We start from the raw sequence: 14,314 nt of genomic DNA, 5'->3' as shown, positions 1-14,314 counted from the left end.
AATGGATCTGTTGTTACTCATGGCTAAACGCTCCTGGCGCGCGCTGCTGGTAGCGACCCTGACGGGGCTGACCTGCGGCCTCGCGGCGGCCGGCCTGATCGCCAACATCAACCACAGCCTGGAGGTGTTCGATAAGCTGCGCCCGGTGGATGGCCTGCTCTTCGCCGGCCTGGTGGTGTTGGTCGCGGTGTCGCGGATCATCTCCGACATCAGCCTGCTGCGCCTGGGCCAGGCCGCGGTCAACGACATGCGCCTGCACCTGAGCGCCAAGCTGATCGATACGCCCTATGCGCAATTGCAGCGCCTGGGCAAGCATCGCCTGCTGGCGATGCTCACCGACGATACGCAAACCATCAGCCAGGCGGTGGAGTTGGTACCGATCCTGCTGGTCAATGTCGGGATCATCGCCGCGTGCCTCGGCTACCTGGGCTGGCTCAGCCTGCCGCTGCTGGGCCTGACCCTGCTGCTGATCGCCCTGGGCAGCCTGAGCTTTCACTGGCCGCAACGCCGGGCACTGACCTCGATCTCCCGTGCCCGCGAGCTCAAGGACCAGTTGTTCAATCAATACCGCCTGCTCACCGATGGCAGCAAGGAACTGCAACTCAACCACCCACGCCGGCAACATTTCTTCACCCGCCTGCTGATACCGGTCAGCCAGCAATACCGTCGCGACTTCGTACGCGGCATGAGCATCTACGCCCTCGTGCTGAACTGGGGTAACGCGGTGTTCTACCTGCTGATCGGCGTGGTGCTGTTCGCCGCACCGCATTTCATCGACCTGAGCGCGAGCCTGGTCACCGGTTACATCCTGGCGATTCTCTACATGATCACGCCGCTGTCGGAACTGATGAACGCCTTGCCGACCCTCGGCCGGGCCAGCGTGGCCCTGAACAAGATCCGCGCCCTGGAAGGCCAGATGCAGACCTCTGACGAGAGCATCGACACGATCTCGCCGACCCAGGTTCGCAGCCTGGTGTGCCGCCAGGTCACCCACACCTACTACCGCGAGCGCGAGGACGGGCATTTCACCCTGGGGCCCATCGACCTGACCCTCAATGCCGGCGAAGTGGTGTTCATCACCGGCGGCAACGGCAGCGGCAAGACCACCCTGGCCTTGCTGCTGACCGGGCTGTACCGGCCGGAAAGCGGCGACATCATGCTCGACGAGCAAGTGTCCTCGAGCAACGACAACCACCATTACCGGCAGCACTTCTCGGCGATCTTCACCGACTTCTGCCTGTTCGAGAACCTGTTCGATGGCGATGACCCGCACCTGGTGAAACAGGCCCAGGACTATCTGGTGCACCTGCAGTTGGACCACAAGGTAAAAATCGAGGAAGGCAAACTGACGACGCTGGCGTTGTCCACCGGACAACGCAAGCGCCTGGCGCTGCTCAGTGCGTACCTGGATGATCGCCCCTGCTATCTGTTCGACGAATGGGCCGCCGACCAGGACCCGGTGTTCAAGCACTTTTTCTACACCCGGATCCTGCCGGACCTGCGCGAGCGTGGCAGATTACTGATCGTGATTTCCCACGACGACGCCTACTTCGGCCTGGCCGACCGGCTGATCCGCATCGAACATGGCAAGCTCAGCGAAGTCGCTCCGCAGGCTGATGCGCCGCGCCTGGCTGAAATGCTGTCCACCTGAGAGTGCGCCCACAATTCCAGGGCAACCCCCAGCCCAAATGTGGGAGTGAGCTTGCTCGCGATGGCGTCGGCATATTCAGCATTGATGCAAGCTGTCCCGCCGCTATCGCGAGCAAGCTCGCTCCCACAGGGACTTGCTGTGCCAGAAAAACCACGTGAGGGTAAGGATTGAACGTGCGCTCAACCCTCCTCATAGATGTAATGCAGATAGCTCACCTGCTCTGCCACCGGCAGGCGGTGCAGCTTGGGGCAGGATTCGCAAAGTACCGGCGGTTGGCCTTCGACCGGTTCGTGCAGTTGGTAATGCAGGCAACAATGCCGGCGCAAGGGCAGGCATGGGCAAATCTGCGGTGCCGGTGATTCGACCATGCGTTGCAGGCCGCGCAACTTCAAGCGTCCGTTGTTGACCGTGACCGGTTCCAGCCACTGGTGTGCCTCGGCGAAGCCGTCCCTGGACAGGTCGGGGTCCATCCTGGCGAACGCCCCGTCCCAGATGGCGACGAAGTTGCCCCACAGTATCTTCGGAGCCAGGCCACCGGCAGCGGCCAAGGTGCTGAACAACGGCGCCAGGTGCTCATGGACCAACCGCGACCAGTACACGGCGCGGCCATCCGCGCCCAAGGTCGACAGCCCGGCGGCCAGGCCCAACGCCGAAGGCTGGCCGTCGTCGTGCAACAGCACAGCGTCCTCGCCCCAGAACTCGATCGCGCAACCACGCGTCAGCACACAGGCCAAGGTGGCCGGCAGGACAATGCTCATGTAGTTCATCGACCACTGTGAAACCACGGCAGCGCGGTTCACCCCCGGGTAACGCAAGGCAAACCGGATCAGCAAGGGTTGCAGTACCGCAGGGTCGGCAAGCTGGCTCAACGCGATGCAAGGCTGATCGCCAGGTTCCTGCCGGATGACCCGCTGTATCGGCGGCCAGGCCTGGTGAAGCCATTCTGGAAATTCGATAACAGGGCTCCCGTGGCTTTCCCTAATTAATGCAAACGATTAGCATTGGCTGATCCTATCCTCCCTCCCCTGCAAACTCAACGTCGTTAGCGACCAGGCTCACCAAGACCACATGCACACACTTCGCAATTTCTGGCGTCTCGCGCGGCCTTTCTGGGCATCCGAGGAGAAATACCCGGCCCTGTTGCTGCTGTTCGCCACCGTGGCGATGACCCTGTGCCTGGTCGGCGTCAATATCCTCACCAACTTCTGGAACCTGCATTTCTATAACGCCTTGCAGGCCCTGGACTACCACGGTTTCATCGTGGGCAGCCTGCAGTTCATCCTCCTGCAGATCGGCATGGCCGCCTTTACCGTGGGCGCGTTCCACTTCCAGCAGAAGCTGACCATCCGCTGGCGGCGCTGGGCGACCCGCAACATGCTCGATCAATGGCTGGGCAGCCAGCGCTACCAGAAGCTGAAGCTGACCGAGACCGACGTCGACAACCCCGACCAACGGATTGCCGAGGACATCGACCTGTTTATCGTCAAGTCGCTCAAGTTGAGCCTCGGGTTGTTGACGTCGGTGGTGTCGCTGTTTTCCTTCCTGCATATCCTCTGGCAGGCTTCCAGCCTCGTCAGCGTGCCGCTCAACGACCAGTCGGTGGTCATTCCGGGACTGCTGGTGTGGATCGCCCTGCTGTATGCGCTACTGGGCACCGGCCTGGCCTTCTGGCTGGGTCGCGCGCTGCCCAGCCTCAATTTCATGCAGCAGCGGCGTGAAGCGGACTTTCGTTTCTCGCTCATCCGCCTGCGGGAGAACGCTGATTCGGTGGCGCAATACCGGGGCGAAGTCGTGGAGAACGAACGCTTCAACCAACGCCTGGAGGCAGCGCTGGAGAACTTCTGGGCGCTGGTGAAGAAGCAGAAGCTGATCATGGGCTACTCGACCTTCTACTTGCGCAGCGCGACGGTCATCCCGATGTTCATCATGGCGCCACAGTTCTTTGCCGGCGCCTTTCCCCTCGGCCGTCTGACACAGATAAGCGCGGCCTTTGGCGAAGTACACGCGGCCATCGCCTACCTGGTGAGCGTGTTCCCGGAGCTGTCGGAATGGAAATCGGTGATCGACCGGCTGGTTGGCTTCCAGGAGCGCCTGGACAACGTCGAGGTCAAGTCCCAGGTCAGGCTCGAACAGCAGGCCAGCGGCCTCGACATCAAGGACCTGGACATCTGGCTACCGAACGGTCGGCCATTGTTCAAAGGCTTCAACCTTTCCCTCAAGCCCGGTGACAGCCTGATGATCAGTGCGCCGTCCGGCTACGGCAAATCGACACTGATCCGCACGATTACCGGGCTTTGGCATCACGCTCGCGGCTCAAGTGGCTACGACCGTGAGCGGGCCCTGACACTTTCGCAGAAACCCTACCTGCCATTAGGCAGCCTGCGCGAAGCACTCTGGTACCCCAACCCACCCCGCCGCGAAGAGGATGGCGCGCTGCGCCAGATCATGGAGCAAGTCGGCCTGCAACACCTGGCCGAACAGTTGGAAGAGGAACGGGACTGGGCGCAAACCCTCAGCGTCGGCGAACAGCAACGCTGTGCGTTCGTCAGGGCCCTGCTGGCCCGTCCCACAGTGCTGTTTCTCGACGAAAGCAGCTCGGCGCTGGATGCGGCAAACGAAGCGCGCTGCTATCAATTGCTCAAGCAGACGCTGCCGGACACGATCCTGATCAGCGTCGGGCACAGCGCCTCCCTGGAGCACTTCCATTGGCAAGTCCTTGAATTGCGGGACGAGGCGCAGTGGGTGCATCGAAGGGTCAAGCAAGCAGTGTGAGTCCGCCAGGACAAACGCTGAACCTCTTGTGGCGAGGGGATTTATCCCCTCGCCACAAAATCCTCCGTGCCCCAGTCAATCGAAACCCTCTTCGCACATTGGCATGCAGAGTTTGTGGTCTATAGTTGCTGACAGATCCAAGATTTCGCTCGGGCCCTCAGGAGCAACACCCCCTCGAGCCGTAACCGTGTCGGGCCCACCAGCCTTCGGTAGTGAACAATGCAGGGAGCACATCATGCCGATCCAGCGGCCTGAGACACTGAGGTTGGCCCCTGGCACTGTCCATCGCGCGCAGGCCGATGGCGCTACCGAATCCGGCGTGTTTCGGCGCGGCTTCGACCAGGCCAAGGAAGCCTACATTCTGTTCCCGTTGCTGGCTGCGCTTCTGTTGCTGGCCATCTGGATCGCGACACTGTATCTGATCAAGGTCGAACATATCCGCGCACAGCAGAGCGCGGCGACGGCAAGCCTGGAGATGGGCGCCACCTACGAAGCGCAAATGTTGCGCGCCATTCACGAAATCGATCAAACCCTCAAACTGGTCAAATACACCTACGAAGCCGAGGGTGAACCTAATCCCCTGCGCCGCCTCCAGGAACGGGCCTTGCTGCCGCCGGCCTTGGTGTTTGACGTCAGCGTGGTCAATCCGGATGGCAGGCTCGTGGCAAGCAGCCGGGTCAACGACCGGGAAAACATCGCTGACCCGGATGAGCAGCAAACGCTGCGGCACAGCGACTCACTGTCCATCAGTCACCCATGGAAAAGCCCTGTCACCGGAGAATGGCGCTTGCGCTTCAGCCGGCGACTCAACGCGGCGGATGGCGGGCTTTCCGGGATCGCCAGGGTCGAGGTCGATGCCGCCTATTTCGTCAGCAGCTACGACGCCTCGAAACTCGGCGACCAGGGTGCGCTCGGACTCCTGGGCACCGACGGCATCTTTCGCGTGCGGCGCACCGGGGAAACGGTACTGGCCGGTGATACAGTCGACTACGCCGCCGTGGTGCCGGACACTGAAAACACCGAGGCGGTGCTCTCGGTCAATGGCTGGGACGGGGTACGCCGCTACACCAGTGCCCGTCAGCTCTATGACTTGCCGCTGGCGGTGATCGTGGGGTTGTCCGAGGAGGAACAATTGGCCGCGGTGAACCAGCAAGCGCGAACCTATCTCTGGCGCGCCGCGGGCGGCAGCCTGGTACTGGTGCTGTTGGTGGGCTTGCTCGCCCGGATGAGCTGGCAACTGGCACAAAGCCGTTTGCGCGCCGCCGAAGCCCAGACTCAACTGGCCGCGGCCGCACGCCAGGCCGGCATGGCCGAAATCGCCACCAACGTCCTGCACAACGTAGGTAATGTACTCAATAGCGTGAATATCTCCGCCGACCTGGTCACCCGCAAGCTGCGCACCAGCAAGGCCTTGGGGCTTGGCAAGGCGGTACAAATGATGAACGAGCATGCCGAGGACCTTGGGGATTTCATCTCCCACGACGAAAAAGGCAAGCTTCTGCCCAGCTACCTGAACCAACTGGTGGACGCGCTGGCGCTCGAACAACAGAGCATGACCGAAGAACTCGGCCAACTGAGCAAAAGCGTTGATCACATCAAGGAGATCGTCGCCGCCCAGCAATCATATGCAGGCACCTCCAGCCTTGCCGAAACCGTGCAGATAAAGGAACTGATCGAGGATGCCCTGCGCATGAACGCCGGCATCATCGCGGCGCATCGAATCACCGTGGTGCGCAACCTGACCGAAACACCCTTGCTGCAACTGGACAAGCACCGGGTGCTGCTGATCCTGATCAACCTGATAAAGAACGCCAGCAGGGCCATGGATGACCGGCCGGAGTCTGCCCCTCAAATCATCCTCCAGAGCGAGATCCCCCAAGAAGACACCCTGGTGATCAAGGTCATCGACAACGGCGAAGGCATCGCGCCCGAGAACCTGACACGGATCTTTGCCCATGGCTTTACCACGCGCAAGGACGGCCATGGCTTTGGTCTGCACAGCTGCGCCCTGGCAGCCATGGAAATGGGCGGTTCACTGGAGGCCCATAGCGATGGCCCGGGAACAGGGGCGACCTTTACGCTCAAATTGACGATCTAGACGCTTCGCTGCGTGGTAGTGCGCAGTTTCAGCCAACGTTTCAAGGAACAGACTAATGGTCATCCACGCAACGAGGTCACCTTGAGCCCATGGTGAACAAGCCCAACGCAATGGCCCTGGTAGTCGTGACGCTGTACGCCGGCGGCGCCAGTGCTGACGCGGCCGATATGTTCTCGCTGAGCAGTTTCGGCACGGTGGGGATCGTCCATTCCAGCGAGAAAAGAGCCGATTTCACCTCCAGTATCTTCAAGCCCAATGGCGCAGGGCATTCGCGCAACTGGAGCGCCGACGTCGACAGCCTGATCGGTGCCCAACTGACCGCCACCGTCACCCCGCAGCTTTCGGCCGTGGTGCAGGTCATTTCCGAGCAGCGTTACGACAACAGCTACCGGCCCTTCGTCGAGTGGGCCAACATCAAGTACCAGTTCACACCGGATTTCAACGCCCGCATTGGCCGTACCGTGCTGCCGACGTTCCTGGTGTCCGACACGCGCAAAGTGGGCTACACCCTGCCCTGGGTGCGGGCGCCCATGGAGGTCTACAGCTTGATGCCGATCTCCAGCAGCGACGGCATCGATGGCAGCTACCGGTTTCGTGTCGATGAAATCACCAACACCGTGCAGGCTCACTACGGCCAGACCGACAGCCGCCAGCCCGACGGGGCCGGCAAGGCGCTGACGAGAAATTTCTGGGGGATCACCAACACCACCGAGCTCGACGCCATCACCGCGCGCATCACCTACATGAAAGCCGACTTGACCCTGGAGCAGTTCAACTCGCTCTTCGATACGTTCAGGGAGTTCGGTCCGGAAGGCATCGCCATCGCCGATCGCTACGACTCCGATGACACCCCCGTCGACTTTTTCGGCGTGGGCGCCAGCTACGATCCGGGCGACTGGTTCGTCATGAGTGAATGGGGCCGTCTCGACAGCCGCTCCGGCCTGGGCAGGACCAGCGCCTGGTACATCAGCGGCGGGTACCGCATCGAAGCGTTCACCCCCTATGTCACCTACGCGCGCTCCAAGACCGAAACAGAAGTCTCCAGCCCGGGCCTGACACTATCGGCCTTGCCACCGGTCCTGGCGGGCACTGCCGCCGAGCTCAACGGTGCCCTCAACACCGTCCTGGGCTCGAACGAAGGGCAGCAGACCCTATCCCTTGGCGTGCGCTGGGACTTCACCAAGAACATGGACGCCAAAGTGCAATTCGATCACACACGCTTCAAGGGCAACTCGGTCGGTCCGTTGATCAATCCCCAACCGGACTTCACGTCGGGGGGCTCGCTCAACGTCATCAGCCTAGCTGTTGATTTTGTCTTCTGATGGAGCAGGCCATGTGGGTTGTGAGACGCATCGGAATCGCTGTGGCGGGGCTCGCCCTGTGCGCCGCCAGCGCTGCCGTCAAGGCCGACGTGGTGGTGGTCGTCGCTACGTCGAGCCCAGTGAAGACGCTCGCGCGCAATCAGGTGGCGGATATTTTTCTGGGCAAGACCAGTCGTTTTCCCGGCGGTGGACAGGCGACTCCCATTGACCAGACAGAAGACTCACCGACCCGCGATGAGTTCTACACAACGTTCACCGGCAAGTCCGCGTCCCAGCTCAAGGCCCATTGGTCAAAGATCATCTTTACCGGTCGGGGCCAACCGCCGCAGGCGGTTTCAAGCAGCGCAGAAGTCAAGAAACGTGTTGCCGAGAATCCCGACACCATTGGCTATATCGACGCTCGGGAGGTGGACGGCAGCGTCAGGGCACTGCCGATCGAGGCGCAATGAGCATCATCGTGGCTCAAGCTGTCGAGCCTCTTGCCTATCCCGGCTGTGCTTGTAGCAACATCGTGAACTGATCGGCGGGCACCGGCCGGTTAAAGTAAAAACCCTGAAATTCGTCGCAGGCATTTTCCCGTAGGAAATCGGCCTGTTCCTTGGTTTCCACACCTTGGGCAACCACGGTCAAACTGAGGGTTCTACCCATTGCGATAATGGCCTCGGTCAAGGCTTTGTCTTCCGACACACTGGTGACATCACAGATGAATGAGCGATCGATCTTGATGGAGTCGAGCGGAAATTGCTTGAGGGCAGAGAGCGAAGAATAGCCGATACCGAAATCATCAATGGCGATCCGAATCTTCAGGCGTTTAAGTCCGGTCAACACACTCAACGCTCTTTTGACATCCTGCATGAGCAGGCTTTCGGCGATTTCGAGTTCCAGCAGACTCGCCTCCATACCGGTTTCAGCCAGTATCGCAGCGAGGTCCGTGAGTAGATTCTCATCGGCAAACTGGCGCGCCGTCAGGTTCACGGCCATCCCCAGATGCGGCAGGCCTTGTTGCTGCCAGGCAACGTTTTGCAGGCAAGCGGTCTTGAGTACCCATTTGCCGATCGGCACGATCAAACCGGTCTCTTCGGCAATCGGAATGAACTGCATCGGCGCGACGATGCCCAGGTCGGGGTGATCCCAGCGCAAGAGCGCTTCCATGCCGGTGATCTGGCCGCTGCGAATATCTCGCTTGGCCTGATAGTGCAGCTGGAACTCCTGGCGCTCCAGGGCATGGCGCAAGCTCAGTTCCAGTGTCAGTCGTTCCAGTGAATCCGCGTTCAGCTTCTCGGAATAGAATTGGAAATTGTTCTTGCCTTGTTGCTTGGCCTGATACATCGCGATATCGGCATTTTTCTTGAGTGTCTGCTCATCCAGGCCATCCTGCGGAAAGACACTGATACCGATACTGGCGGTCACACGGAACTCATGGTCCTGGAGGTTAAAAGGCCGGGCAATGGTGGACAGGACTTTCTGGGCGGTGATCGCCACGTATTTGTCCTCGGACAGCTCTGGCAGCAATATCACGAATTCGTCGCCGCCCAGTCGGGCGACGGTATCGCTGGCGCGCAGACAGGCCGTGATTCGCTGTGCGACTTCTTGCAGCAACTGGTCGCCGGCATCATGCCCAAGCGTGTCATTGATGTGCTTGAAACGGTCGAGGTCAAGGAAAAGCACCGCCAGTTGCCGATGATAACGGCTTGCCTCGCTGATACTCTGACTCAACATCTTACTGAACAGACTGCGATTGGGCAGCGACGTCAAGCCGTCGTGATAAGCGAGGTACTCGACGCGTTCGGCGTAGGCTATTTTCGCTTCGGCGGCTCGCAAACGGCTTTGCACCAGTTGCCAGCTCATCCGGCTCAACAGACTCACCAACAATACCAGCAACAGGCTTGCGCCCGCCGCCCTCCACAGATAGGTGTGTGCTTGTCGATTCACCGCCGACAGTTGCTCCTCCTCGGATAACCCGACAATTATCGCCAGCGGATAATCGTAGAGTTGGCGGGCACTGGTGTAGCGCCGTACGCCGTCCCATCCATTGATCGCGAGCACCGCCTCGGTGGTTTCATTGTCCGGCACCACTGCCGTGTAGTCGACCGCGTCACCGGCCAATACCACCTCCCCGGTGCGCCATACCCGGAAGATGCCATCGGTTCCGAGGAGCCCGAGTGTGCCCTGATTGCCGAGTTTCGAGGCATCGTAGCTACTGACGAAATAAGCCGCATCGACCTCGACCATCGCGATCCCGGAGAACGCGCCGTCCGCCGAATTCAGCCGCCGACTGAAGCGCAGCTTCCATTCCCCCGTTACAGGATTTTTCCAGGGGCGACTGATCGACAATACATTGTCACGCCTCAACGTTTGCAGCTCATCCTGAGCGACCCTGCTTCCAGCCTCGCTCGGCTGCGTACTCGCGACGACCATGCCGTCAGCATCAACCACGCTGACGTCAAACAGGAAAGGCGGCGGCAACAACGCCCGCGCCTTGAGTTTGGGCAGCGGGTTTTGTTCCCCTTCGGACTCGTAGGTGTATTTGACGAGCTTGAGGGTCTGATCGATTTCACGCACGGCCCGCAGAATTTGCGCTTCGTACGTGGCCGCGATTTCCACACTCGCCGCGGCGGCGCTCTGCTGCGCGCGCACCTGTTCGACCTTGATCAGGTACAAGGTGGCCGCCCAGATGCTCAGCAACAGGAAAACCGCCAGCAGCGGAAATAAAATGTAAATTTCTTTGGCTTGGTCAAACCCGCGCCGAAACAGGCTGTTCGTGGTAACTGAAACAGAGTTTGCAGAATGGGCAATATCAGTGGCCGACCTCAGTATATTCGACCGTTGGACCGGCATGGTGTGCTCCCTGCATCGCTTCACTGCTGACGGCTTGCGGGAATCCGACGCGGTTACGGCTCAAGGAGTCAATTGCTCCTGGTCGGCCACACGAAAGGATTCCGGGTCTGGTGAAAACTATAGACTACAAACTGCGTCTGTCAGGGCCAGGGCTTACTAGAGGGCCAGAGCGCTATTTTCAAGCAATCGCATCAATGTGATGTTGGCGGTTATCAGGCTCCCCCAAGGAGCCCCCTGCTGCCAGGATTTTATTGTCGGGTTGAATGGCCACAGCCCATTTTTTGGTTTCGTAGCCTTGAAAGCTGAAGCATTGACACCCGCCGTGAGAATTTTTCCATCACTGAGTAATTTCGATGAGCCGCCAAAGAGGCTTTGGTCGAGCGTGAAAAATGCCCTCCCCTCATGACCAAAGCCCGGGTCAAGATCCCCAGCTACGTGAGTTGTCTTTTGCGTAGCCATGTCCATTTCTCTTTTAAAGTAAGGATGGGGCTACAGATATAGGGTGAAAGCCTCTCGCCTCACTACTGTCAGAGATGACAGTAGTGACAAGCGGCGTGTCCTCAGGCCGTCTCTTCCTGCACCAGCCGCTTGAGCAGGGCTTTGGCAGCAGCTTCGGATGAAGCCGGATTCTGACCCGTGATCAAATGCCCATCCTCGACCACATAGCTCGCCCAGTCGGCAGCCTTGGAATACTCGCCGCCTTTGGCTTTGAGCATGTCCTCCACCAGAAACGGCACCACGTGCGTCAACCCCACGGCCTCCTCCTCGGAGTTGGTGAACCCGGTCACCTTCTTGCCTTTCACCACAGGCTGGCCATCCGGGGCTTGAACGTTCTTGAACACGCCAGGGGCATGGCAAACGGCGGCCACAGGTTTATTCGCGGCATAAAAGGCTTCGATGAGGGTCTTCGAATCCGTGTCCTCGGCCAGGTCCCAGAGCGGCCCATGACCTCCAGGGTAAAACACCGCATCGAAGTCATAGGGGTCAATCTCACCCAGCGGCACCGTACTGGCCAGTACCGCTTGGGCCTTCGGATCGCTGCGAAAACGGCGTGTAGCCTCAGTCTGGGCGTCCTCTTCATCGCTTTTGGGGTCCAGCGGCGGCTGTCCGCCCTTGGGAGAGGCAAGCGTGACGGTTGCCTTGGCGTCGACAAACACGTAATAGGGAGCAGCGAATTCTTCCAGCCAAAACCCGGTTTTCTTGCCGGTATCGCCCAACTGATCGTGGGATGTAAGGACCATTAGAATGTTCATATGAGCCTGTCCTCCAAGTGTTGACGGGCAGCGAGATCGCCACCCTGCACTACTTTCAGAGGTCGCCCGGGAGCAGACGTTCAGTGGGCGTCGCGATGCCCCTTCCAACTGGCCGGTCCCGATGAACTTTCCGGGACTCTCGTTTTACCAGCCTCGGGAGCTTGCCGGCACGCCATCCAGTTCACCAGTTGCATGCCACCGGGGCGCAATTCGATCCGGGCAACCGGTTTCGGAAGGAGCTTTGGGACGAGTACTACGGGGCCGGGCAAACCGCGTAACAACCCATCCGGGCGGCCTGCCGGGTGTTTTTCTTGGTAAATCCTGTGCATTCGCGGGTCTTTGCTACCCTATGGTATGACGCATGCAAGCGTTTCCCTGATATCCAACTCCAAAAAGAGTGCATTTGTGTCAGTGATTCCCCTAGTGGTGTGTGACGACTCCAACATGGCCCGTAAACAGGTCCTACGTGCTCTGCCCGCGGACTGGCCGGTGTCCGTTACCGAGGCCGTCAATGGTCGCCAGGCCATGGACGCGATACGCCAGGGCCTGGGCCAGGTGGTACTGCTCGATCTGACCATGCCGGAGATGGACGGTTATCAGGTGTTGAGCGCCTTGCGCGACGAAGGGTTGAAGGCGCAAGTCATCGTGATCTCCGGTGACGTCCAGGATGAAGCGGTACGCCGCGTGCTCGAGCTAGGCGCGCTGGCGTTCCTGAAAAAGCCTTTCGACGAAAACGAACTGCGCCAGACCCTCACCCGGGTGGGACTGTTGACCCAACCCGGCAAGGTGCCGCTGCAGAATCGTTCGGCACCGGACGCGGCCATCAGTTTTCACGACGTGTTCCGCGAGACCGTCAACGTTGCCATTGGCCAGGCAGCCGCCCTGATCGCCAAGGTCTTGGGCGTCTTTGTGCAACTGCCGGTGCCCAATGTGAACATTCTCGAAGTCGGTGAGCTGCATATGGCGTTGAACGATGCCAGCAGCTCACAGCAACTCACGGCTATCTGCCAGGGTTTTATTGGCAGTGGCATCGCGGGTGAAGCCCTGCTGATGTTTCACGACTCGGAAATCGCCGACATCGCACACCTGATGCAACGCCAGAGCAGCGACTATTCCGACCTGGAAATGCTGCTGGACCTTTCCAGCGTCCTGATCGGAGCTTGCCTGACCAGCATTGCCGATCAGATCGATGTGGGATTCTCTCAAGGTCACCCACAGATTCTCGGCCAACACGCGGCGATCGATGAGCTGATCCGAGTCAACCGCAAGCGCTGGAAAAAAACCCTGGCAGTGGAAATCAGCTACAGCCTGGAAGGGCACGATATTCGTTTCGACCTATTGCTGCTGTTCACGGAGGACTCCATCGAACGGTTGACCCACAAACTCGCCTATCTGATGAACTGAGCCATGAACGATTCCATTGATCTGAACGAGTTTCACTGGTTGCTTGCCGTGGTTCAGAGCATCGATGTCGGTGTGGTGGTGCTCGACCGCGACTACCGCGTGCAGGTCTGGAACACCTTCATGGAGAACCGCTCCGGGGTGCAGCCAAAGGATGCCCACAATCAGCTTATCTTCAGCCTGTTCCCTGAAATCGATCGCCAATGGTTCAGCCGCAAAGTGGAAAGCGTCGCTACCCTCGGCACGCCAGCCTTCACCGTCTGGGAGCAGCGGCCGTATCTGGTGCGGTTCGAGAACTATCAGCCGATCACCGGCAATGAAGAATTCATGTACCAGAACACCACGCTGTTACCGCTGCGCTCGCCCGACAACAACATCAAGCATATCTGCCTGGTGATCTATGACGTCACCGATGTCGCCACCAACCGGCATCAGTTGCAAGCCGCCAATGCGCAACTGCAACAGCTCTCCAGTACCGATCGCCTGACGGGCCTGTACAACCGCGGCCATTGGGAGGAAAGCCTCAGGGCCGCCTATGCCCGGCACCAGCGCTATGGCAATGCGTTGAGCCTGGTGATGCTAGATATCGACCACTTCAAGCGGGTCAACGACACCTACGGTCACCAGGCCGGCGACAAAGTCATCGAGCAGGTCGCCAGGCTGCTGCGCGAGCACGCGCGCGACTCCGATGTGGTCGGGCGGTATGGCGGTGAAGAGTTTGGCGTGGTGCTTTCGGATACCGACAGCACCGGTGCGCAAACTTTCGCCGAACGCATGCGTCACTCCGTAGAGGCGCTGGAGGTGGTGTACAACGACCAGCGCATCCGCTTCACCATCAGCCTGGGGGTGGCCGACCTGAACCAACCCTCGAACAGCCACGCCGACCTGATCGCCTGGGCGGACCAGGCGCTGTATACGTCGAAGAAGACCGGGCGTAACCGGGTGACGGTGTACGAGCAAGTTTAGCCTGCGGAGATTG

11 protein-coding genes are annotated in these 14,314 nt (G+C 59.9%); 7 read left to right on the top strand and 4 right to left on the bottom strand.

Features of this window, described 5'->3' with window-relative positions:
- Position 1 precedes the first annotated feature (1 nt).
- Positions 2-1,651 carry a cyclic peptide export ABC transporter gene (locus GN234_RS00880; RefSeq protein WP_176687635.1) on the top strand — a complete coding sequence of 550 codons (1,650 nt, stop codon included), beginning with the start codon at positions 2-4 and terminating at the stop codon, positions 1,649-1,651.
- A 179-nt stretch (positions 1,652-1,830) separates the two neighbouring features.
- Here the strand turns inward: GN234_RS00880 and fhuF are convergent, their stop codons facing one another.
- A complete protein-coding gene (gene fhuF, locus GN234_RS00875; protein ID WP_163858215.1) occupies positions 1,831-2,520 on the bottom strand; it encodes a siderophore-iron reductase FhuF in 690 nt (229 codons plus the stop codon).
- A gap of 199 nt (positions 2,521-2,719) precedes the next feature.
- Between fhuF and GN234_RS00870 the strand changes: the two genes are divergently transcribed.
- From GN234_RS00870 to GN234_RS00855, 4 genes are all read left to right on the top strand, one after another.
- A complete protein-coding gene (locus tag GN234_RS00870) occupies positions 2,720-4,423 on the top strand; it encodes an ABC transporter ATP-binding protein/permease (RefSeq protein ID WP_163858213.1) in 1,704 nt (567 codons plus the stop codon).
- A 235-nt stretch (positions 4,424-4,658) separates the two neighbouring features.
- Entirely contained in the window at positions 4,659-6,521 is a 1,863-nt protein-coding gene (locus GN234_RS00865) for an ATP-binding protein (RefSeq protein ID WP_176687634.1), read from the top strand.
- A gap of 89 nt (positions 6,522-6,610) precedes the next feature.
- Entirely contained in the window at positions 6,611-7,843 is a 1,233-nt protein-coding gene (locus GN234_RS00860) for a porin (protein ID WP_176687633.1), read from the top strand.
- Between the two features lie 11 nt (positions 7,844-7,854).
- Positions 7,855-8,292, top strand: a complete 438-nt coding sequence (locus tag GN234_RS00855) for a type 2 periplasmic-binding domain-containing protein (RefSeq protein ID WP_109753175.1) — start codon at positions 7,855-7,857, stop codon at positions 8,290-8,292.
- Between the two features lie 34 nt (positions 8,293-8,326).
- Here GN234_RS00855 and GN234_RS00850 read toward each other — a convergent pair whose 3' ends face one another.
- The 3 genes from GN234_RS00850 to GN234_RS00840 all read right to left on the bottom strand — a co-directional run bounded on the left by GN234_RS00850 (position 8,327) and on the right by GN234_RS00840 (position 11,934).
- Complete coding sequence (locus GN234_RS00850; protein WP_218950893.1) at positions 8,327-10,681, bottom strand: putative bifunctional diguanylate cyclase/phosphodiesterase; 2,355 nt, start codon at positions 10,679-10,681, stop codon at positions 8,327-8,329.
- Between the two features lie 156 nt (positions 10,682-10,837).
- The gene (locus GN234_RS00845) at positions 10,838-11,140 is read right to left on the bottom strand and encodes a hypothetical protein (RefSeq protein ID WP_163858209.1); all 303 of its coding nucleotides are present in this window, start codon (positions 11,138-11,140) and stop codon (positions 10,838-10,840) included.
- A gap of 101 nt (positions 11,141-11,241) precedes the next feature.
- The gene (locus GN234_RS00840) at positions 11,242-11,934 is read right to left on the bottom strand and encodes a type 1 glutamine amidotransferase domain-containing protein (RefSeq protein WP_109753177.1); all 693 of its coding nucleotides are present in this window, start codon (positions 11,932-11,934) and stop codon (positions 11,242-11,244) included.
- 444 nt (positions 11,935-12,378) lie between these two features.
- On the opposite strand from GN234_RS00840, the gene GN234_RS00835 reads away from it, so the two are divergent.
- The gene (locus GN234_RS00835; protein WP_232201532.1) at positions 12,379-13,338 is read left to right on the top strand and encodes a response regulator; all 960 of its coding nucleotides are present in this window, start codon (positions 12,379-12,381) and stop codon (positions 13,336-13,338) included.
- Positions 13,339-13,341: 3 nt separating this feature from the next.
- Complete coding sequence (locus tag GN234_RS00830; RefSeq protein WP_116832681.1) at positions 13,342-14,301, top strand: sensor domain-containing diguanylate cyclase; 960 nt, start codon at positions 13,342-13,344, stop codon at positions 14,299-14,301.
- Positions 14,302-14,314: the final 13 nt, after the last annotated feature.

This window comes from Pseudomonas bijieensis, assembly GCF_013347965.1.
GTDB classification, from domain to species: Bacteria; Pseudomonadota; Gammaproteobacteria; order Pseudomonadales; family Pseudomonadaceae; genus Aquipseudomonas; species Aquipseudomonas bijieensis.
Note: the sequence above shows the minus strand (reverse complement) of the source record. Positions and strands in the feature narration are given on the sequence as shown.

Bases quoted from the DNA above. Each gene is read 5' to 3' on its own strand.
- GN234_RS00860 (WP_176687633.1), top strand. From the start codon at position 6,611: ATGGTGAACAAGCCCAACGCAATGGCCCTGGTAGTCGTGACGCTGTAC.
- GN234_RS00845 (WP_163858209.1), bottom strand. From the start codon at position 11,140: ATGGCTACGCAAAAGACAACTCACGTAGCTGGGGATCTTGACCCGGGC.
- GN234_RS00850 (WP_218950893.1), bottom strand. From the start codon at position 10,681: ATGCCGGTCCAACGGTCGAATATACTGAGGTCGGCCACTGATATTGCC.
- GN234_RS00835 (WP_232201532.1), top strand. From the start codon at position 12,379: ATGGCCCGTAAACAGGTCCTACGTGCTCTGCCCGCGGACTGGCCGGTG.
- GN234_RS00840 (WP_109753177.1), bottom strand. From the start codon at position 11,934: ATGAACATTCTAATGGTCCTTACATCCCACGATCAGTTGGGCGATACC.
- GN234_RS00855 (WP_109753175.1), top strand. From the start codon at position 7,855: ATGTGGGTTGTGAGACGCATCGGAATCGCTGTGGCGGGGCTCGCCCTG.
- GN234_RS00830 (WP_116832681.1), top strand. From the start codon at position 13,342: ATGAACGATTCCATTGATCTGAACGAGTTTCACTGGTTGCTTGCCGTG.
- GN234_RS00865 (WP_176687634.1), top strand. From the start codon at position 4,659: ATGCCGATCCAGCGGCCTGAGACACTGAGGTTGGCCCCTGGCACTGTC.
- GN234_RS00870 (WP_163858213.1), top strand. From the start codon at position 2,720: ATGCACACACTTCGCAATTTCTGGCGTCTCGCGCGGCCTTTCTGGGCA.
- GN234_RS00880 (WP_176687635.1), top strand. From the start codon at position 2: ATGGATCTGTTGTTACTCATGGCTAAACGCTCCTGGCGCGCGCTGCTG.